We start from the raw sequence: 18,077 nt of genomic DNA, 5'->3' as shown, positions 1-18,077 counted from the left end.
CAGCGGGTGACGATGCTCATTTGAATTCTCCTGCTGCTGTGGGCTTTTGATGTCGTTTCCGGAGTGATCCGGTGTTGACTCAAGAGTCCCGCAGCTGGGCCCCGATGTATGTCCGCCAGGTGGGCCCCGTACAGGATGAATTCGTTGTCCCCCGATTGGGGGACAGCCGCGCGACTTGTGCACGTTCTGTCTCGTTCAGCGCGACAGAACGTGCACAAATCACGGGTCAGCGCAGGGTGTTGAGCGCCCCCAGCACCTGGGCCACCAGGGTGTTGATGTCGGCGCCGGTGGTGTCGACCACCAGGTCCGGGTTCTCCGGCGGCTCGTACGGGGCGTCCACCCCGGTCAGACCGCGCAGCTCACCGGCCTTGGCCCGGGCGTACAGGCCCTTGGGGTCGCGGCGCTCGCACTCGGTTCGCGGGGTGGACACGTAGACCTCGATGAACGGCAGCTTGGCGACGCTGCTCAGCTCGCGCGCGGTGTCGCGGTCCGACTTGAGCGGCGACACCAGCGAGGCCAGTGCCACCACACCCGAGTCCGCCAGGAGCCGGGCCAGATGCCCCACCCGGCGGATGTTCTCGGCGCGGTCGCCCGCGGAGAACCCGAGGTCGTCGGACAGTCCGTGCCGGATGTTGTCGCCGTCGAGCAGGTAGGCCACCTGCCCGGACTCCACCAGCGCCCGCTCGACCGCGACGGCCAGCGTCGACTTCCCCGATGCCGGCAGCCCGGTGAACCAGATGGTCGCGCCCCGCTGCCCGGTCCGGGCCCACCGGTAGGACCGGTCCAATGACGAATGGTGCCAACGGATGTCGCTGCGTGAGTGGGTACCGAGCTTCACCTCGCGCGGCTCGGTGATGGTGCCGGCGCCGACGGTGTCGTTGGACGTCTCGTCGATCAGGATGAAGGCGCCGCTTTCGCGGTTGTCGCGGTACGGGTCGGCGATCACCGTCGAACTGGTCCGGAGCGTGACGGCGCCGATGTCGTTGAGTACCAACTCGACCGGCTGATCGATGTCGTCGAGCGTCTCGGGATCGAGCCGCGTGTGCAACGCCTGCACGGTGGCCCGCACGGTGCGGGTGCCCTGCTTGAGCGCCAGCCGGTCACCGGCTCGCAGCGGGGTCTCCGCGAACCAGCACACCGTCGCGTCGAGTTCGCGGGCCAATACCGGAAGTGACGCGTTGTCGGCGCTACTGACCAGCACATCACCGCGGCCGACGTCGATGTCGTCGGCCAGTTCGATCGAAACCGACAGTGGGGCAACGGCAGTGGCGCGGTCGTCGTCGAGGGTGTCCACGGCGGTGACGGTCGAGCTGGTGCCGGCGGGCAGGCTCAGCACGGTGTCGCCGACCTGTAGCGTGCCGGCACTCAGTCGGCCGGTGTAGCGGCGCCGCTGTTCGGCGGTGGGCCGGGACACCCATTGGATGGGCAGCCGGAGCTTGGCCGGTTCGGGCTGGGGCGCGCTGAGTTCGATGCCCTCCAGATACTCCAGCAGCGTCGGGCCCTCGTACCACGGGGTGTGCTCCGAGCGGTTCACGACGTTGTCGCCGTGCTTGGCGGCCAGCGGGATCACCGTCAGATCCACCGCGCCGAGCCGGGCGGCGACCTGACCGAGTTCGTCGTGCACCGCGTCGAACCGCGCCTGGTCGAAATCGACCAGGTCGATCTTGTTCACGGCGGCGGCGAAGTGCTTGATCCCCAACAGCTTTGCGATGCGGGCGTGGCGCAGGGTCTGCCGCAGCACGCCGGCCCGGGCGTCGACGAGCAGGATGGCCACATGCGCGTTGGACGCGCCGGTGAACATGTTGCGGGTGTACCGCTCGTGGCCCGGGGTGTCGGCGAGGATGTAGCTGCGCGCCTCGGTGGAGAAGAAGCGGTAGGCCACGTCGATGGTGATGCCCTGTTCCCGTTCGGCGCGCAGACCGTCGGACAGGGCTGCCAGGTCGGCGACCCCGTCGTCGTCGGTGACCGCGTCGAGGTGGTCCAGGGGCAGGCTGTCGGTGTCGTGCAGCAGCCGGCCGATCAGGGTGCTCTTGCCGTCATCCACGGAGCCGGCCGTCGCGATCCGAAGCAGCTGTCTCGTGCTCATCAGAAGTAGCCCTCTCGCTTGCGGTCTTCCATTGCCGCCACGGACGTCCGGTCATCGGCGCGGGTCTCGCCGCGTTCCGACACTGTGGCAGCGGAGATTTCGTCGATCACGCTCGCGATGTCAACGGCTTTCGACCGCACGGCGCCGGTGATGGTGAGGTCGCCGACGGTGCGATAGCGCACCCATTCGACGGCGGCGGTCTCGTCGCCGGTCGGTTGGGTGTACTCCGACACCGCGAGCAGGATGCCGTCGCGCTCGAACACCTCGCGTTCGTGGGCGAAGTAAATCGACGGCAGCTCAAGGCCTTCCAGCTCGATGTAGCGCCAGATGTCCAGCTCGGTCCAGTTCGAGAGCGGGAACACCCGGACCTGCTCGCCCCGGCGGATACGGCCGTTGTACAGCGACCACGGCTCGGGCCGCTGCGCACGCGGGTCCCACTGGCCGAACTCGTCGCGGAAGCTCAGGATGCGTTCTTTGGCGCGGGCGCGTTCCTCGTCGCGGCGGGCCCCGCCGAACGCGGCGTCGAAGCCGCCCGCCTCGAGCGCGTCGAGCAAGGTGCGGGTCTGCTGCCGGTTGCGTGACGCCCCCGGCCCGGGATCGGCCACCCGTCCGGTGTCGATGCTCTCCTGTACCGACCCGACGAGCAGCTTGTGCCCGACGCCGGTGGTGCGGCGATCCCGGAAGTCGATGACCTCCGGGAAGTTGTGGCCGGTGTCGACGTGCAGCACCGGAAACGGCAGCGGCCCGGGGCGGAAAGCCTTCTCCGCCAATCGGAGTAGCACGATCGAGTCCTTGCCCGCCGAGAACAGCAGCACGGGGCGCTCCAACTCGGCGACCACCTCGCGGATGATGTGCACGGCCTCGGCCTCGAGCAGCCGGAGCTCGTCGACATGGATACTTTCGGTGCTCATACCGGCAGTCCTTCCTGTTCGGCTTCGGCGCGGTAGCGCTCCACCCATTCGTCCGAACGCTGATCGGCCTGACGTTCCAGCACCGGTCTCGGTGCGAGCCTGCGGTCCTGGCCGAGTGCCTCGAGCACGTCGCCGACGACCTCGGTGAGGTTGCGCCACAACACCGGATAGGGCACTTCGATCCGGTTGACGTTCTCGTCGAGGAACCATTTCTGCCAGCCCTCCTCCTGGGCCCGCAGCATCCGTACGACGTGCGCGATGGCTCCGGCGTGGTACTCGGCGCGGGCGTCGTGCACCGGGTCCGGGCGGCCTCGCCACACGCGGGTCTGCACCGCCCGCCAGAACGAGACCGCCTGAGACACCACGTCGGGCCGGTGGATGTGGATCAGGACTGGATCGGAGCCGACGACGTCGCGGATGGCGGCCAGCAGCCCGTCACCGGAGCGGTCCGGCAGATCCGCGGCCCGACGTTGCAGCTGCGCGGTCTGGTTCCACATGAGCTTGCCGCCCCAGATGCCGTTGGGCGTGCGGCCGGCGGTCTGGATGTAGTCACGCCAGATCGTCGCGGGCGCCAGTTCGGGCCTGCCGTCGATCAGTGGATCGAGCAGCCGCAGGATCGATTCGTCCTCGGTGTCGGCGAACCATTCCCGGGGCTGCGGCGACATGCTGGTGTGTGGCAGGTACTGAAAGAACTCCTGCGGTTCGCCGGCCACACCGGTGGCGCGCAGCGACTCAACCAGCAGTGTGCTGCCGCTGCGCTGGGATGCGAGGACCAGATAGGCCGTCGATGCTGTCATGGCGCAAGAGCCTAGCTTGCGTCGAAATCCCTTGCAGAAGCGGATTTTTCGCACACTGAGTATTAATCTTGCGAGGTGGATTCCAGATCGATTCCGCGGTCGGACGCCGCTGCAGACCGGCTCGAGGCGGGGCGCCCATGTAGGCTCAGATAGGTCCCGGTGAAGCGGTTCGAAATCTGTGTTCCGGTGAAATCCGAGGGGATCACATCGCCCGTCTGCTGCCGCCAGGTGTTGAGCTTGAGTGCCAATTGCGCTGCCACTGCATGGTATTCGGGCTGCACGTCGAGGAGCAGGTTGTGCCGCTCGGTGGGGTCGGCGTGTAGGTCGTAGAGCTCACGGGCCGGACGCGGGTCGGAAATGGCCGGCTGCACTGCCCGGCCCGGTGGGCTGTCGGCGATGTCCCACGGTAGGTCCAACAACGGACGCGAAGCATAGTTCTCGATGTAACTGAAGTCTTTTGTTCGCACTGCGCGAATAGGGTCGAACGAGTCATGATACGTCTTGGCGGTGTAGACCTCGGTACGGATTTCGGGGCCCGCCGCCGTGCGGACCAGCGCCTCCGCGTGTGAAAGCCCTTCCACTTCAACCGGAACCGGCACGCCGAGCAGATCGAGCAGCGTCGGCAGCAGATCCACCCCACTGAACAGTTCGTCGTAGACGTGCGGCTCGATTCCGGCGTCGCGCGGCGGCCGCACGATCATGGCGATCCCGGTCCCGGCGTCGTACAGCGTCGACTTGGCCCGCGGCAGGGCCGGCCCGTGATCGGTGAGGAACACCACCCAGGTGTTGCGGTCCAGCCCTCCCGCCTGCAGTGCGTCCAGCAGCCGGCCCACCGCCGCGTCGGCGACGGCGATGGAGCCGTAGAACTCGGCCAGGTCGTCGCGGATGGCGTCGCTGTCGGGCAGGTAGTCCGGGACGGTGACGGTGTCGCTGGCCGCGGGCTCGTAGCGTTCCCGTGGGTACGGCCGGTGGGTCTCGAAGAACCCGGCCGTGAGTAGGAATGGTTTCTGCGGCGGCTCGCTGAGCCACCGCAGGGCCTGTTCGACGACGTACTCACAGTAGGAATTCGACACGTCGAACTCGTCGAAACCCAGCCGGGACGGGAAGGACGTCTCATGCTGCATGCCGAACAGCGCTGTGTGCCAACCCGATTCGGACAGCAGCTGCGGCAGCGTCTGGACGCCGGCGTGGTACTCCCAGCCGTGGTGCGCCAGCCCGACCAGCCCGTTGCTCTGTGGGTAGCGCCCGGTGAAGATGGAACCGCGCGACGGCGAGCACAGCGGCGCGGTGGCGTGGGCCCGCGTGAACAGGATGCCTTCGGCGGCCAGTTGGTCCAGCCGCGGACTGCTGACGTCAGAGTGGCCGTATGCCCCGAGATAGCGCCCGAGGTCGTGCCAGTGGACGAAAAGTACGTTCTGGCCCGGCGATTGGGACACGAGTCGGCCACCTCCTACGATTCTGCTGCCGAACCAGCCATGCCACCCTGTGTTGGATTGTTGGACAAGGGTTTTACGCTGCGCGATTTGTGCACGTTCCGTAACGGCCAGCGTTACCGGACGTGCATAAATCCCTCACCGCCAGGCGAACACCGGCTGCTCGAGCTCGTCCACGCGGTCGGGCCGGCCTTCCAGGCCGAGCCAGCGCATCTGCAGCAGGACCGCGCCCGTCGGTGCGTGGATGAGGTCGTTGCCCAGCGGAATCTGCACCACCGGACGGTCGCTCTCCGGGATCGTGATGAACCGCGGCGAGTCCGGCCGTTGCAGCTGGTGCAGCCCGACCCGGTACACGGCGACCACCTCGTCCGGGGAGGGCTGCGGGTCCAGGCGGCCGCCACCCCACAGCACCACCGGCGTGATGACGTATCCGGAGCGGGTCGGGTAGTCGTCCAGCAGGCCCAGCACCGACTCGTCCGACAACTTGATGCCGACCTCCTCGTGCAGCTCCCGCAGCGCCGCGTCCACCACCGTTTCGCCGGGATCGAGGCGCCCGCCGGGCAGTGCCCACTGGGCGGAATGGGAGTTCAGCCGGGACGTCCTGCGGCACAAGAGAAACGCCGCGCCGCCGGCCACGTCGACCATGCGGCCGTCCAGATTCTGGTCGGGCAGCGGCCGCCCGCCGATCCACTCGTCGACCGGAGCCGGGTCGATGCGGTCTTCACCGGATTCGGAGTCCACCAGCACGATGGCCACCGCAGCGTGGCGTTTGCTCGGGTCGTCGACCACTCGCCGCTGGTGCCCGGCCAGGTGCGTCCCGACGTGCTCGCGCAGTGCTTCGTCGTACCGGATCGTCATCGGCCCGACGCTACGCCCTGGCCAGGTCAGGTGGTGGTGGGCATCCCACAGGCGAGGTAGACGTACTTGCTCGGCACATCGAAGGTGAACTTGCGGGCCGGCAGGGCCGCCAGCACCTCGGCCGGCAGCGGCGTCTTGTAGCGCAGCGACATCGAGCCCTCGAAAGTCGGATCGATGGCGGAGATGTCCGTGGCGTCGAGCAGTAGCCCGGAGTCGTCCAGTTCGGCCTGGACCATGGTCCCGGCCGGCGCGTCCCACGCGTGGTTGACGGTCTTGACGCCCTTCTTGGGGGCCGACGACAGCGTGCCGATGAGCCGTTTCTCCGTCACGATCAGCGCGCCGACCAGGCTGCGGAGGGTGCTCTTGGCAACCTTGCCGGGGATGTGGCCGGAGAACCGGAAGGTCACGGGCACGAACTCGGCCACGTGCAGGATGCCTTCGGCCTGGAGCTGCTCGCGGATGTCGTCGGGCACGTTTCCGATGCCGAGCATCTTGCGCAGCAGAACGGGCATGCCTCCAGCGTAGGCCTCGCGGGTGAATCCACCACGTGAAACGGCGCCGAGCGTGGACGTGTTGTCCCGCTCGGCGCCGTCTGGGGCCGTGTCGCCGTCAGGCCTGCGCGGGCAGGACGTGCTCTCCGGTCTTGTCGGTCGCCAGGCACAGCGAGCAGATGTAGCCGCCCTGGGGCGAGGCCAGCATGTCCGGCCGCTCGTACTCGTGGTGGCAGTTCTGGCACAGCAGGTGCGCGTCGGACGGGTTGCCGTACTCGTCGTACATCGGCAGGTCGATGCCGTCGTCGGTGCGGCGCAGGTAGTACTTGCCCTTGGTCGCGATGGCGAAGATCGGCGGCAGCACCAGGCCCAGCACGATCGCCACCAGCGGCGAGTACGGCCGCAGGGCCTCACCCAGCCCGCCGAAGAACGCGATGACCGACAGGCCCGCCGCGATCAGCATGGATCCGAATCCGACGGGGTTGAAGGCGTAGAGCATGCCGCGGCGGAATTCGGGCTGCATCGGCGAGAGCTTCAGCAGGAACTTGTTGATCGCGATGTCGCTGGCCACGACCACGATCCAGGCCATACCGCAGTTGGCGTAGAAGCCGAGGATGGTGTTCAGGAAGTCGAACATGTTGGCTTCCATCAGCACCAGCGCGATCAGCAGGTTGACGCCGAGGAACACGATCCGGCCCGGGTAGTGGTTGGTGACGCGGGTGTAGGAGTTGGTCCAGGCCAGCGAGCCCGAGTAGGCGTTGGTCACGTTGATCTTGATCTGGCTGATGACGACCAGGATCACGGCCAGGGTCAGCGCCAGCCACTTGGGCAGGAAGTTGTCGTAGATCTCCAGGAACTGGTGCACCGGCTGGTTGGCGACGCCGGCGCTGTCGGCGACGTGCCCGATCAGGTAGACGGCCAGGAACAGGCCGATGATCTGCTTGATGGCTCCGAAGAACACCCAGCCGGGGCCGGCCAGGATCATCCAGGTCCACCACGACCGCTTGTTCTCGGGCGTCTTCGGCGGCATGAACCGCAGGTAGTCGTTCTGCTCGGCGATCTGGGCGATCAGCGAAAGACACACACCGGCAGCCAGCAGCGTCGAACCCATGTCGAAGCCCTGCGCCCCGTTGGCGCCCTGGTAGGCGAAGAAGTCGTGGATCGATTCGGGGTGCGAGATCAGCAGGTAGCCGAACGGCAGGACCATCAGGACCAGCCACAGCGGGGTGGTCCACACCTGCAGTGTCGAGAGCACCTTCATGCCGTAGATGACCAGCGGGAAGATCACCAGCGTCGACGCCGCGTAGCCGAGCCACAGCGGTACGCCCAGGCCCAGTTTGAGGCCCTGGGCCATGATCGACCCTTCGAGCGCGAAGAAGATGAACGTGAACGTCGCGAAGATGACGTTCGTGACCACCGAGCCGTAGTAGCCGAAGCCGCTGCCGCGGGTCACCAGATCCAGGTCGATGTTGTAGCGGGCCGAGTAGTAGGCCACGGGAAACCCGGTCAGCAGGATGACGACCGCGAAGATCGCGATTCCGGCGAGCGCATTGGTGGTGCCGTACGAGATGCCGATGTTGGCACCGATCGCGAAGTCGGCCAGGTAGGCGATGCCACCCAACGCCGAGATTCCGACCACGCGCGTCGACCATTTCCGGTAGCTGCGCGGCGCGAATCGAAGGGTGTAGTCCTCCAAGGTCTCTCGCGTCGCGGTCAACCGGTCCTGATCGACTTCTGGTACAGCTGTGGCCGGCAACGGCTCCTGGCTGAGGTCTTGGGTCATGGTTAGCGAAGCTATGGTCAGTTTGTTTCGTGGCCGTGACAAATATGTTCCGGCCCGTAGCGAATTTCTCGCCAGGAACGGAACTGAGAAGGAGACCGGTGACGAACCGCAACCGCTGGCTGATCGTAGCCGCGGCCGCGATCGGCTACGCCCTGCTGTGGGTGGGCTGGGTCGCACAGTGGTCCTGGGTGACGACGCTCGACGAGTCGCTGCTCGAACCCGCGCACCGTTACGGCGTGGCGCACCCCGGCTGGGTGCTGGGCTGGCGATGGCTGTCCTTCGTATTCGGTCCGTGGACCTTTCAGATCACTGCCGTGCTGGTCGCGTTCGTCGCGCTGGCCCGGCGGCAGCGGCGCACCGCGATCTTCCTACTGGTCGCGGTCGCGTTGTCGGGTTTGGTGACCGAGGTCGCCAAGGACATCGCGCAACGGGCACGGCCGCTGACCGCGCTGGCGCACGAACCGTCCTGGTCGTTCCCGTCCGGGCATGCGCTGGGCACCATCGCCGGTGCGCTGGGGCTGTGCGCGGTGTTCCGGATGGCTCAGGTGGCCCGCCTCCGGCTGATCGAGGTGCTCTGCGCGGTGATCGTGGTGGTCGTCGGGGTGAGTCGGGTGGTGCTCAACGTGCACAACCCGACGGATGTCCTCGCGGGGTGGTTGCTGGGCGGTGTGTGGTTCCTGGTGTGCCTGCCACTGCTTGCACCCAGCGGGTTTTCAAGCCGAAGCCCTATCGTGCCCAAACCTTGACCCGCCCTGGCTTGACCAGCCATCGGACCGTTCTCGACCATGGACGGGTGCGCCGACTGTTCGCTTTGCTGTGTGCTGCCGCGCTGGCGGTGGCACTGGCTCCGGTCGGCAACGCGGTGGTCACGCCGTGGTTCGCCAACTCGGTGGGTTCGGCCACGCAGGTGATTTCGGTTGTGGGCGTGGGCGGTTCGTCGGCCAAGATGGACGTGTACCAGCGCGGGCCCGCCGGGTGGGACGCCGTCGCCGTCGGCATCCCGGCGCACGTGGGCTCGAAGGGCATGGTGCCGCAGAGCCACGACGGCAACCTGCAGACCCCGATGGGGATCTTCACGCTGCCGTTCGCGTTCGGTACCGCGGCCAACCCGGGGACGGGTCTGCAATACGTCCAGACCACACCGGATCACTGGTGGGACGGCGATATGAAGAGCCCCACCTACAACACCATGCAGGTCTGCAAGCAAGCGCAGTGCCGCTTCGATACCGATCCGGCAAGTGGCACCGAGAACCTCGACATCACGCCCTACAAGTATGCCGTCGTCATGGGCGTCAACCCGCAGCGGACGCCCGGTAACGGTGGCGCGTTCTTCGTGCACATCGGTGATGGCCCGACGGCCGGATGTGTGGCGATCGACGAGGGCACCTTGGTCAAGGTCATGCGATGGCTGCAACCGGGAGCGCTGATCGCCGTTGCCAAGTAATCAGATATGAAGAGCAGCAACGGTTTTCGGCTTGAAATTCAAGTTTTCGAGCGGCCTCGTCGCGTCCTCGCCCATATTGGACATTGCAACACACCGGGTGCACAGGCTCAGCCGGTTTGGTCCACAGGGTGGTCACAGCGGACGAAAAGTAATCTGCGAGAACGCCGTTCGTACGTGTCACAAGCTGCGCTGACACGGTCGCGCGTTAGGGTGGTGGGGTTATGAGCCACCAGCTGGGGTTGTCGATCGGGACGACCAACCTGGTCGCGGCGCGCGTCGGTGAACCGCCCATGGTGCGGCGCGCCGTGTTGAGCCTGTTCCGCGACCGCGCGCCGCAGGTCGGGCTGCCCGCGGATGCCGTCGACGATGGAGTGACGCTCCGCGGCTTCGTCGAACGTGTCGGTGATCCGGTGCCGATGGTGGCGTCCGACGGCACGGCGTATCACGCCGATCAGCTGGTCGCCGAGGCCCTGGACGCCATGATCGAGGCGTCCGGCGGGGAGCCGCCGACGGGGCAGCTGGCGATTTCCGTTCCAGCGCACTGGGATACCGCGACGCTGCGGGCCATGCGGGCCGTGATGCGATCCAATCCGAGTCTGGCGCCCAACGGCGTACCGGCGCGGCTGGTGTCCGATGCGGTGGCGTCGCTGACGGCTCTGCACGCCAACCCGGGTCTGCCGGCCACCGGTACCGCCGCGTTGCTCGATTTCGGTGGCGGCGGCACCAGCATCACGCTGGCCGCGGCGGACTCATCGTTCGAGCCCATCGAGACCGTGCGGTACACCGAATTCTCCGGCGAGGCCGTCGATCAGCTGCTGCTGTCACACGTGCTCGCCCAGGTCAGCGGTTCCGGGGGAGTGGATACCGCGGGCACCTCGGCTGTGAGTTCACTGGAGAAACTCCGTGAATCCTGCTGTGCGGCAAAAGAACACCTGTCGGAAGCCGCGACGGCCACGGTGCCGGTGGACATTCCGGAGCACCAGGGCGACGTCGAGGTCACCCGCGCCGAGTTGACCGGCCTGTTGGACGAACCGCTGACCGGGGTGTTGGCCGAGCTCGATGATCTGTTGCAGCGCAACAAGATTACCTGGCAGGCCATCAGCTCGGTGGTCGCAGTCGGTGGCGGCGCCCGGATCCCGATGGTTGGCACGCGGCTCGCGGAACACGTCGCGGCACGTGGTGCCGCGGGCACTCTCGTCACAACCCCACAGCCCGCGCTGGATGCCGCGGTGGGCGCGGCTCTCTTCGCGGTGTACGGCGCCGACGCGGACGCCCAGACCGGTATGGCTCCCGCCGCGCTGCTGAGTGGCACCGCGCCGACCGCCGCCGTCGACGGCGGCTCGGCCACAGCGCCGGCCGCCCTCGTCACCGACCTCGAGCTGCCCGCCGACACGGCGGCCGACCGCGTGGTCAAGGCCACCGGCCCGTCGTTGGCCTGGTCCGAGGATTCCGACGGCGGCGGCGACCTGCTGCCCTACACGGGCGACGACGCCTTCGGCGACACCACGACGACCCGCGCGATCGCCCAGTACGTGGCACCGGCCGCGCCGGTGGACGCCGAACCGTCCAAGGCCTGGCAGCGGCTGCCACTCATCGTCTTCGGCGTCGCAGCCCTCGCGGCGATCGCCGCCGTCGGTGGCGTGACCATCGCGTTGACCGGCGACCGCAAGCCGGTCGCCCCGCCGACCACCCCGCCGCCGTCGATGAGCGAGTCGCCGACACCGCCTCCTGCGCCGCCTCCGGTCGAGCCGCCGCCCAGCACGGTCACCGTCACCAACGAAGTCCCTGCGCCGCCACCGCCGCCGCCGAGCCCGACGTACCAGCCGCCGGTGACCCATGCGCCGGCGCCGACGCACACCACCACGACGCACGCCCCGACGACGACTCCGCCGCCGTCGACCACCACCACGCCCACCACGACCGAGCCGCCGCCTCCGCCGGCACCGTCTACGACGGAGACGACGACCTCGGCGACGCCGACCATGACGACGAGCTATATCCGGCTGCCGTTCGTCCCCGTGCCGATCCCGATCCAGGTGCCAAAGGGGCCCGATCAGCCAGTGGAATCCCAGCCGCCGGCCAACCCGTACTACCCCCCGCAGCAGCAATATCCGTACGGGCAGTACCCGCAGCAATACCCACAGCAGTACCCATATTGATGATTTGAACTGCGTAAATCGCTATTGACGCAGGCGTCAGACTATGGCGTGAACAGGAATTTAACTTGCCCGCATATCACGAAATGCGGGAACCTTGTTCTATGAATCTGGCAAGAACTCGTTTGGTGGGCCTCGTTGGCGCCGCGGCGATGGTAGCGGTCGGTGTGATCGGCGCGGTTGCCGCCGGAGTCACTGATGGCGGCGCGGTCGCAGGTTCTGACCATGCTCCGACCAACACCGTTTTCAACAAGCCTGAAGTGCCGGATGTGAACATCGGCGCGACGCAGACGTGGGCTCCGGCGACTTCAACTGCGCCGACAATGAGCGCCGCGCCGGCAATTAAGGCAGGATAGGCGCCTATGAAAACTGCATGGGGTGTTGCTGCGGCAACGTCGCTGGGTGCTGTTGCGTTGATGTGCAGTGGCGTGGCTTCCGCCGGCTCTGCACCCAATGTGGTCGGCCAGAAATTCAGCGACGCACGATCTGCGCTGGCTAGCGCGGGTTTCAAGCCGTTGGTGTCGACGACGGTGGGCGATCAGCTCCAGTGGCCGAGCTGTGTGGTGACCAATCAGGTCGCCCGCACGGTCTCGGCACCGGCCAACAGTGGCGGTTCGAGCAGCAATCAGGTTTTGCTGTCGCTGAACTGTGAGGCCGCGTTCGCCACCCCGGGCAGCCCGGGCAACTCTCTGGGCAGCCCGGCGGGCTCGCAGGCCTACGCCTCTGCGTCTGCATCGGCAGCTGCCGCCGCGGCGTCGTCGTCAGCTGCTGCCGAGGCGGCTGCGGCTGCCGAAGCGGGCCAGGTCTGGGAGGGCCAACAGTCCGGACGCTGAACCTGAACGGCTTGTTACCGGACGGTTTCAGTTTTTTTCGGCGGTGTCGAATACCCGGCTGACTGCAAAACCGGGTACTCGACATTGCTGATTCGGAGAGTTCGCCATGGACTCGCTGGCTGGCACGGATATTTCACGTGAACCATGTTTTGCTGATGGCGTGCTGCCGCATGCCCGAAGACGATGAGAATGCCGCTCTGACAGGTGATTTCAAGCGTGTCGCAAGTTGCGTCAAGTCTGCCTGAGCGGCTTGTATATTCCACTGTGCCGGAAATGGATCGTCGTAACTTGATGCGCGCGTCGGGGCTGGGCCTGTTGGCCGCCGCCGCGATGCCGTCCCCCGCCGCTCTGGCGGATCCTCAACCGGGCAGCTCGCCCACGCCGCCGCTGGCCCCGCCGCCGGCCGCGCAAACGCCCTCCTACATCTTCCACGACGAGTTCGACGGCCCCGCTGGTTCGCGGCCCGACCCCGGCAAGTGGAACATCTCCCCGCAGCGCGAGACCATCAAGAACCCGGTGTTCTGGGACCGCCCGGAGAACATGGGCCAGTACCGCGACGACCGGGAGCACGTCTTCCTGGACGGCAAGGGCAACCTGGTCATCCGCGCCACGCGCGACGCCAACGGTAGGTACACGAGCGGCAAGGTCTTCGGCACGTTCTGGGGTGGCATCAACACCACCTGGGAAGCCCGGATCAAGTTCAACTGCCTGACCAACGGTTGCTGGCCGGCCTGGTGGCTGTCCAACGATCACCCCGTCGTCGGTGGCGAGATCGACCTGGCCGAGTGGTACGGCAACGGCGAATGGCCGTCGGGCACCACCGTGCACGCGCGGTCGGACGGCACGTCGTTCGATACCCACCCGCACCCCATCGACGGCGGCTGGCACACCTGGCGCGTCACCTGGAACGACGCCGGTATGTCGTTCTGGCAGGACTACGCCGAGGGCATGCAGCCGTACTTCTTCGTGCCCGCGAACTCGCTGGACGACTGGCCGTTCAACCTGCCCGGCTACTCGGTGTTCCCGGTGCTGAACCTGGCTGTGTCCGGTTCCGGTGGCGGCGACCCCAAGGGGGGCAGCTACCCAGCCGAGATGCTCGTCGATTACGTGCGGGTCTGGTAGACCGCCAATAGCCTCAAAAGAATGGGCCTCGCTTCGGCGGGGCCCATTCTTTGTCGGGGGTCTTATTGGGGTCCGCGGCCGCGGAACGTGGTGCCGGCCCGCTCCAGTAGTCCGCGCACGCGGGTGATGCCGTAGCCGGTCTCCTCGGCGAGCTGGCGGATGCTTTCGCCGTTCTCGTAGCGGATGCGCAGTTCCTTGCCGATGCGTTCGGACGTCGTCGGGTCCAGCCGAACGTGCTTGGTCACGGGTGGCACGTCGATGGCACCGCCGGCGTAGCCCTTGTGCGCCTGGCCGCGCGGCGTGACGTCGTCGGCGGACTCGTCGCCCCAGGCGGTCCAGCCCGGCTGGGGGTGCCGGGCGAACAGCTCCAGGTACGGGCCGGGGGAGCAGGCCTCGATGAAGCCGTACTGCTCGTCGGGCTTGCGGGAGTGCTCGCGCTTGCGGGTCTCGATCATGTTGACCTGGCTGCGGGCGTGCGGCAGCGTGCGCATGCTGCCGCGCACGCCGAACAGGATGATCTCGGTGACGTTGCGGAAGTAGAAGCCGACACCGCGGCCGTCGGGCCCGCCGTCCTTGCGCCGCTTGGCCCAGATGACGTTGGAGACGTAGCGGTAGCCCCAGGCCTCCATGACGCGGAGCCCCTCGGGCAGCAGCGCGTTGGGCACCCACAGGTACAGGTGCGAGTCGCGGGCCGCGACGGTGGACACCGGGATGTCGCAGATGGCGTCGAGGTCGAGGGTGGAGTAGCGGTCCAGGCGCCGGTGTTCCGGCGCGACCTTGCCGGTCCGGTTGGTGAAACGCCAAGGGGGATCGGCCAATACGGTTTTCCAGCCGCCGTCGACGGTGGGCAGCGGCGGCGGCGCGGCGATATCGCGCAGGGGAGCGGCCTGTTCCTGGTCGCTGCGTTTCGCCACGTTGACACTCCTACCTTCGAATTAGATCTTTTCGAACGGAGAAGATCTTCACGAAATCGTAGGCGATGACACCGACAGGTCAGGCCTCCCAGAGGCCGATGTCGTTTGGAGTGTCCGGATCTTCTTGGATCGGGGCGTCCGGGACCGGGGTGTGCTCAACCCAGGTGCGGGCGCAGATCGCGACCGCCAGCAGCGGGCAGCCGCCACTGTCGCCGCGTTGCATCCGCGGCCGCAGTTTCTCGGTGTTGGTGGTGGTCGTGGTGGCCAGAATCCGGCGGGCGCGCTCGTCGTCCATGCCGGCTTCGATGCCAAGCCGGTGGCCGAGGGTGCGTAGGTCGGTCTGGGTGCGGGTGATGATGACGGCGACGTCGATCAGCGCCGCGTCGTATAGCGCGCGGTAGGCGCTCAGGTCGCGATCGAGGTTGCCGTCCTTGGCATTCCACTCCACATCGAGTGCCAGCCGGTCGACGAAGTTGTCGACCTTGTAGCCCTCGTTGAACACCTCGGTGTCCGCCAGGGTGGGGTGCGCTTCGCCGGCGGGCTTGTGCGGCATCTTGCGCAGCTCGAGGCGGATGCGCGTGTCGACGCGTGCCTCGCGCCAGCCCTTGTCGCGGAATGCGGTGTTGAGCCGCGCCGCCAGCTCGGTCTCCTGACCCCCGGGTTGGACGAGGTCGTCGGTGCGCAGCTGAAATTCGTGCAGGGCGCTCAGGAGTTCGTCGAACCGCTGCGGGTTGGTGGCGGCCAGGATCGCGGCGGCGTTGCGGGTCTCGATGAACTCGTACCGGTCACGGATGTGCGGCGGCAGCACGCGGGTGTACGAGTCCGTCAGATCCACGGGGCGACGGTAGCAGTGGGACACCTCGGGGACTTGACGCCTATGCAATCGTCATCGAATGGATCAGCGTGACGATATTGACCTCGCCGAGCTTGCGGCGCTGCTTCGTGAACGGAATGCGCTCGATGCTCGACTGGGACGGCTGTTGGGCAGGCCTGCACTTACTGGACATATCGGCGAATGGATCGCGTCCCGGGTTTTCGATGTCGAGCTGGAGCAGGCCGCGAACGCCTCGGGCTACGACGGCCACTTCACGACGGGCGAGCTGTCCGGTCGCACCGTTAACGTAAAGGCGTATGGAAAGCGCGAGGGACTACTCGATGTGAACACGACTGTGCCCATTGACTATTACCTGGTTTTCACGGGTCCAAAAGCTGCGGCAGCGTCGTCGCGCAATTCCCTCCGGCCGTTCTGTATCGAGTCTGTGTTCTTGTTCGACGCTGTGCGTCTGCATGCTGAGCTGCTCGAGCGAGGTGTGAAACTCGGGGTTGCATCGAGTGTGCTTGCGGCCCAGTGGGAGGCGGCGGAGATATACCCACGCGCCAACAATCTGGACCTGGTGGTCAGCGAACCTCAGCGCGGACAGTTGGAGATGTTCGCGCCTGAGTGGACTGCCTAACGAAGCCTTCAGCCAGCCAATTCGTGGACGACAAGCGACGCGTTCGCCGTAGCACGGCAGCTGATATTGACCTTGGGTCAGCCTAGATTCGGCGGACGACGGTCAATGCCCTCGCAGCACCGTCTCCAACTGTGCGGCGGTGAGCTCCCAGCCATTGTGGAAATTCTCCTGCTCGTGAGCCGGCAACAGGGAGTGCTCGATCGCCATCAGCGTCTCGCTCTCGCCGTGGGGTTCGAAGGTGACGTTGACGACGCTGGCCATCGTCGGATCGGGCCAGTTCGAATTGCTCCACGTGAAACGCAGCAGACGCGGGCGGTCGATCTCGAGGAAGCGCCCGATGATCAGGACGAGGCTGCCGGAGTGTTCGACGTCGAACTGCAGCTTGCCCCCGACGTGCGGCTCGACGGTGATGGCGACACAGCGGTCGGGGCGGGGACACATCCAGTCCGCCAGTGACTCGACATCCAGCCATTCGCCGAACACCACGTCCGGCACTGCCGGCATGATGCGTTGGACGCGTACGGTGACGGGCTCTGTCATTGACCATTTCCTTTGCGACGCAAGCGGTCAGCGAGGGCATCCGCCCGCACCGACCAGAAGTTGGATTGTTCGTTGATCCACTGCTGCGCCACGGTCAGCCCATCGGGACGCAGGGACACCCAGCGTTCCCGGCCGCGAACATCGCGTTGCACCAGGCCCGCCGATTCCAGCACGCCGATATGGCGGGAGACGCCGGCAAACGTCATCGGCAGCGGTGCGGCCAGGTCGGTGATGCGCGCATCGCCTTGCCGCAGCGTCTCCAGCAGCCATCGGCGCGTCGGATCGGCCAGGGCGGCATAGGTCCGGTCCAGCAGTTGATCTTCAACCATCTTGTTGACTATAGCGATGGATCATGCTCTGCTGGAATAGAAATGTTCAACAAAGTTGTTTAATGATTCTGTAGAGGAGGAACACCATGCAGAAACCCGAAATCGTGACAGCGGCCGAGTGGGACGCCGCGCTCGAGAAAATGCTCGTTGCGGAGAAAGAATCGACCCGGCAGCGGGACCAACTGGCCGCGATGCGCCGCCGCATGCCCTGGACGCCGGTCACCAAGGACTACACGTTCATCGGACCCGACGGCGAACTGAGCCTGACCGAATTGTTCGGTGGGCGAAGGCAACTCGTCATCTACCGGGCGTTCTTCGAGGAAGGCGTGAAAGGCTGGCCCGAGCATGCGTGCCGCGGCTGTTCGATGATCGCCGACAACGTGGGACACGTCGCGCATCTCAACGCTCGCGACACCACGCTGGCGTTCGCGTCACGTGCACCGCAGCCCGACATCGCGCGGATGACGGCCAGGATGGGCTGGAAGATGCCCTGGTACACCATCGCCGACGACTTCGACGTCGACTTCGGCGTGCACGAGTGGCACGGCACCAACGCCTTCATCCGGGATGGCGACGCCGTCTTCCGCACCTACTTCATCAACAGCCGCGGCGACGAAGCACTGGGCAGCTCGTGGAGCTACCTCGACATGACGGCGCTGGGCCGGCAGGAGACCTGGGAAGACTCTCCACCCGGATACCCGCAGGACGCGGCCTACGAATGGTGGGATTGGCACGACACCTACGGCGAGCACCAACCCTCCCGCTGGTTCGGCGACCCCGACCCCAGCAAGCCCAATGATCCCCGTCCGCCGCGCGAAGAAGGGTGCGACTCCTGTGAGCGATGAATCCGAACTTGCGGTGCTGTACCAGCAGACCCTGAACCGCATCGTCGAATTGGTCAGTGCGCCAAGTGCTTCGGGCCGGCG

At 66.6% G+C, this 18,077-nt stretch carries 19 protein-coding genes; 8 read left to right on the top strand and 11 right to left on the bottom strand.

Annotated features, from left to right (window positions below; all coding sequences use genetic code 11):
• Positions 1-226: 226 nt before the first annotated feature.
• From cysC to A7G45_RS04185, 7 genes are all read right to left on the bottom strand, one after another.
• Positions 227-2,086, bottom strand: a complete 1,860-nt coding sequence (gene cysC / locus A7G45_RS04215) for a sulfate adenylyltransferase subunit CysN (RefSeq protein WP_260934073.1) — start codon at positions 2,084-2,086, stop codon at positions 227-229.
• On the bottom strand, positions 2,086-2,997 hold the full coding sequence (gene cysD / locus A7G45_RS04210) for a sulfate adenylyltransferase subunit CysD (protein WP_260934070.1): 912 nt from the start codon (positions 2,995-2,997) through the stop codon (positions 2,086-2,088). The genes cysC and cysD overlap by 1 nt, the downstream gene beginning before the upstream one ends.
• Complete coding sequence (stf0, locus tag A7G45_RS04205) at positions 2,994-3,794, bottom strand: trehalose 2-sulfotransferase (RefSeq protein WP_260934067.1); 801 nt, start codon at positions 3,792-3,794, stop codon at positions 2,994-2,996. The genes cysD and stf0 overlap by 4 nt, the downstream gene beginning before the upstream one ends.
• Before the next feature lie 62 nt (positions 3,795-3,856).
• Complete coding sequence (locus tag A7G45_RS04200; RefSeq protein ID WP_260934064.1) at positions 3,857-5,230, bottom strand: sulfatase family protein; 1,374 nt, start codon at positions 5,228-5,230, stop codon at positions 3,857-3,859.
• Positions 5,231-5,365: 135 nt separating this feature from the next.
• On the bottom strand, positions 5,366-6,085 hold the full coding sequence (locus A7G45_RS04195) for an NUDIX hydrolase (RefSeq protein ID WP_260934059.1): 720 nt from the start codon (positions 6,083-6,085) through the stop codon (positions 5,366-5,368).
• 26 nt (positions 6,086-6,111) lie between these two features.
• Complete coding sequence (locus A7G45_RS04190) at positions 6,112-6,597, bottom strand: hypothetical protein (protein ID WP_260934056.1); 486 nt, start codon at positions 6,595-6,597, stop codon at positions 6,112-6,114.
• A gap of 97 nt (positions 6,598-6,694) precedes the next feature.
• Positions 6,695-8,359: a purine-cytosine permease family protein gene (locus A7G45_RS04185; protein WP_260934054.1), complete on the bottom strand. Its 1,665-nt coding sequence runs from the start codon at positions 8,357-8,359 to the stop codon at positions 6,695-6,697.
• Positions 8,360-8,457: 98 nt separating this feature from the next.
• On the opposite strand from A7G45_RS04185, the gene A7G45_RS04180 reads away from it, so the two are divergent.
• The 6 genes from A7G45_RS04180 (at position 8,458) to A7G45_RS04155 (ending at position 13,914) form a co-directional block, all read left to right on the top strand.
• Positions 8,458-9,105: a phosphatase PAP2 family protein gene (locus A7G45_RS04180; RefSeq protein ID WP_260934051.1), complete on the top strand. Its 648-nt coding sequence runs from the start codon at positions 8,458-8,460 to the stop codon at positions 9,103-9,105.
• Between the two features lie 47 nt (positions 9,106-9,152).
• Positions 9,153-9,803 carry a L,D-transpeptidase family protein gene (locus A7G45_RS04175; RefSeq protein ID WP_051954405.1) on the top strand — a complete coding sequence of 217 codons (651 nt, stop codon included), beginning with the start codon at positions 9,153-9,155 and terminating at the stop codon, positions 9,801-9,803.
• Between the two features lie 221 nt (positions 9,804-10,024).
• Positions 10,025-11,962: an Hsp70 family protein gene (locus A7G45_RS04170; protein WP_260934046.1), complete on the top strand. Its 1,938-nt coding sequence runs from the start codon at positions 10,025-10,027 to the stop codon at positions 11,960-11,962.
• Positions 11,963-12,063: 101 nt separating this feature from the next.
• A complete protein-coding gene (locus A7G45_RS04165; RefSeq protein ID WP_156127068.1) occupies positions 12,064-12,315 on the top strand; it encodes a hypothetical protein in 252 nt (83 codons plus the stop codon).
• 6 nt (positions 12,316-12,321) lie between these two features.
• Entirely contained in the window at positions 12,322-12,792 is a 471-nt protein-coding gene (locus A7G45_RS04160) for a PASTA domain-containing protein (protein ID WP_260934041.1), read from the top strand.
• 273 nt (positions 12,793-13,065) lie between these two features.
• Positions 13,066-13,914, top strand: coding sequence for a glycoside hydrolase family 16 protein (locus A7G45_RS04155; RefSeq protein WP_081936485.1), 849 nt, complete (start codon positions 13,066-13,068; stop codon positions 13,912-13,914).
• A 62-nt stretch (positions 13,915-13,976) separates the two neighbouring features.
• On the opposite strand, the gene A7G45_RS04150 is transcribed toward A7G45_RS04155, so the two are convergent.
• Together A7G45_RS04150 and A7G45_RS04145 are read right to left on the bottom strand one after the other, a co-directional pair.
• Entirely contained in the window at positions 13,977-14,828 is an 852-nt protein-coding gene (locus A7G45_RS04150; RefSeq protein WP_260934032.1) for an MT-A70 family methyltransferase, read from the bottom strand.
• A gap of 79 nt (positions 14,829-14,907) precedes the next feature.
• Positions 14,908-15,663 carry a BglII/BstYI family type II restriction endonuclease gene (locus tag A7G45_RS04145; RefSeq protein WP_260934029.1) on the bottom strand — a complete coding sequence of 252 codons (756 nt, stop codon included), beginning with the start codon at positions 15,661-15,663 and terminating at the stop codon, positions 14,908-14,910.
• 58 nt (positions 15,664-15,721) lie between these two features.
• Here A7G45_RS04145 and A7G45_RS04140 point away from each other — a divergent pair, with 58 nt between their 5' ends.
• On the top strand, positions 15,722-16,282 hold the full coding sequence (locus tag A7G45_RS04140) for a hypothetical protein (protein ID WP_260934026.1): 561 nt from the start codon (positions 15,722-15,724) through the stop codon (positions 16,280-16,282).
• A gap of 102 nt (positions 16,283-16,384) precedes the next feature.
• On the opposite strand, the gene A7G45_RS04135 is transcribed toward A7G45_RS04140, so the two are convergent.
• Together A7G45_RS04135 and A7G45_RS04130 are read right to left on the bottom strand one after the other, a co-directional pair.
• A complete protein-coding gene (locus tag A7G45_RS04135; RefSeq protein ID WP_260934023.1) occupies positions 16,385-16,822 on the bottom strand; it encodes an SRPBCC family protein in 438 nt (145 codons plus the stop codon).
• A complete protein-coding gene (locus tag A7G45_RS04130) occupies positions 16,819-17,151 on the bottom strand; it encodes an ArsR/SmtB family transcription factor (RefSeq protein WP_260934021.1) in 333 nt (110 codons plus the stop codon). Before A7G45_RS04130 ends, A7G45_RS04135 begins: the two co-directional genes overlap by 4 nt.
• 86 nt (positions 17,152-17,237) lie before the next feature.
• Between A7G45_RS04130 and A7G45_RS04125 the strand changes: the two genes are divergently transcribed.
• Positions 17,238-17,996 (top strand): DUF899 domain-containing protein, encoded by a 759-nt coding sequence (locus A7G45_RS04125; RefSeq protein ID WP_043390111.1) that lies wholly within the window; start codon positions 17,238-17,240, stop codon positions 17,994-17,996.
• Positions 17,997-18,077: the final 81 nt, after the last annotated feature.

It is taken from the genome of Mycolicibacterium llatzerense, assembly GCF_025331195.1.
Lineage (GTDB): Bacteria > Actinomycetota > Actinomycetes > Mycobacteriales > Mycobacteriaceae > Mycobacterium > Mycobacterium llatzerense.
Note: the sequence above shows the minus strand (reverse complement) of the source record. Positions and strands in the feature narration are given on the sequence as shown.

Excerpts from the sequence above, each read along its gene's own strand:
- A7G45_RS04195 (WP_260934059.1), bottom strand. The coding sequence starts at position 6,085 with ATGACGATCCGGTACGACGAAGCACTGCGCGAGCACGTCGGGACGCAC.
- A7G45_RS04140 (WP_260934026.1), top strand. The coding sequence starts at position 15,722 with ATGGATCAGCGTGACGATATTGACCTCGCCGAGCTTGCGGCGCTGCTT.
- stf0 (WP_260934067.1), bottom strand. The coding sequence starts at position 3,794 with ATGACAGCATCGACGGCCTATCTGGTCCTCGCATCCCAGCGCAGCGGC.
- A7G45_RS04135 (WP_260934023.1), bottom strand. The coding sequence starts at position 16,822 with ATGACAGAGCCCGTCACCGTACGCGTCCAACGCATCATGCCGGCAGTG.
- A7G45_RS04170 (WP_260934046.1), top strand. The coding sequence starts at position 10,025 with ATGAGCCACCAGCTGGGGTTGTCGATCGGGACGACCAACCTGGTCGCG.
- cysD (WP_260934070.1), bottom strand. The coding sequence starts at position 2,997 with ATGAGCACCGAAAGTATCCATGTCGACGAGCTCCGGCTGCTCGAGGCC.
- A7G45_RS04125 (WP_043390111.1), top strand. The coding sequence starts at position 17,238 with ATGCAGAAACCCGAAATCGTGACAGCGGCCGAGTGGGACGCCGCGCTC.
- A7G45_RS04155 (WP_081936485.1), top strand. The coding sequence starts at position 13,066 with ATGGATCGTCGTAACTTGATGCGCGCGTCGGGGCTGGGCCTGTTGGCC.
- A7G45_RS04165 (WP_156127068.1), top strand. The coding sequence starts at position 12,064 with ATGAATCTGGCAAGAACTCGTTTGGTGGGCCTCGTTGGCGCCGCGGCG.
- A7G45_RS04190 (WP_260934056.1), bottom strand. The coding sequence starts at position 6,597 with ATGCCCGTTCTGCTGCGCAAGATGCTCGGCATCGGAAACGTGCCCGAC.
- A7G45_RS04160 (WP_260934041.1), top strand. The coding sequence starts at position 12,322 with ATGAAAACTGCATGGGGTGTTGCTGCGGCAACGTCGCTGGGTGCTGTT.
- cysC (WP_260934073.1), bottom strand. The coding sequence starts at position 2,086 with ATGAGCACGAGACAGCTGCTTCGGATCGCGACGGCCGGCTCCGTGGAT.
- A7G45_RS04185 (WP_260934054.1), bottom strand. The coding sequence starts at position 8,359 with ATGACCCAAGACCTCAGCCAGGAGCCGTTGCCGGCCACAGCTGTACCA.
- A7G45_RS04130 (WP_260934021.1), bottom strand. The coding sequence starts at position 17,151 with ATGGTTGAAGATCAACTGCTGGACCGGACCTATGCCGCCCTGGCCGAT.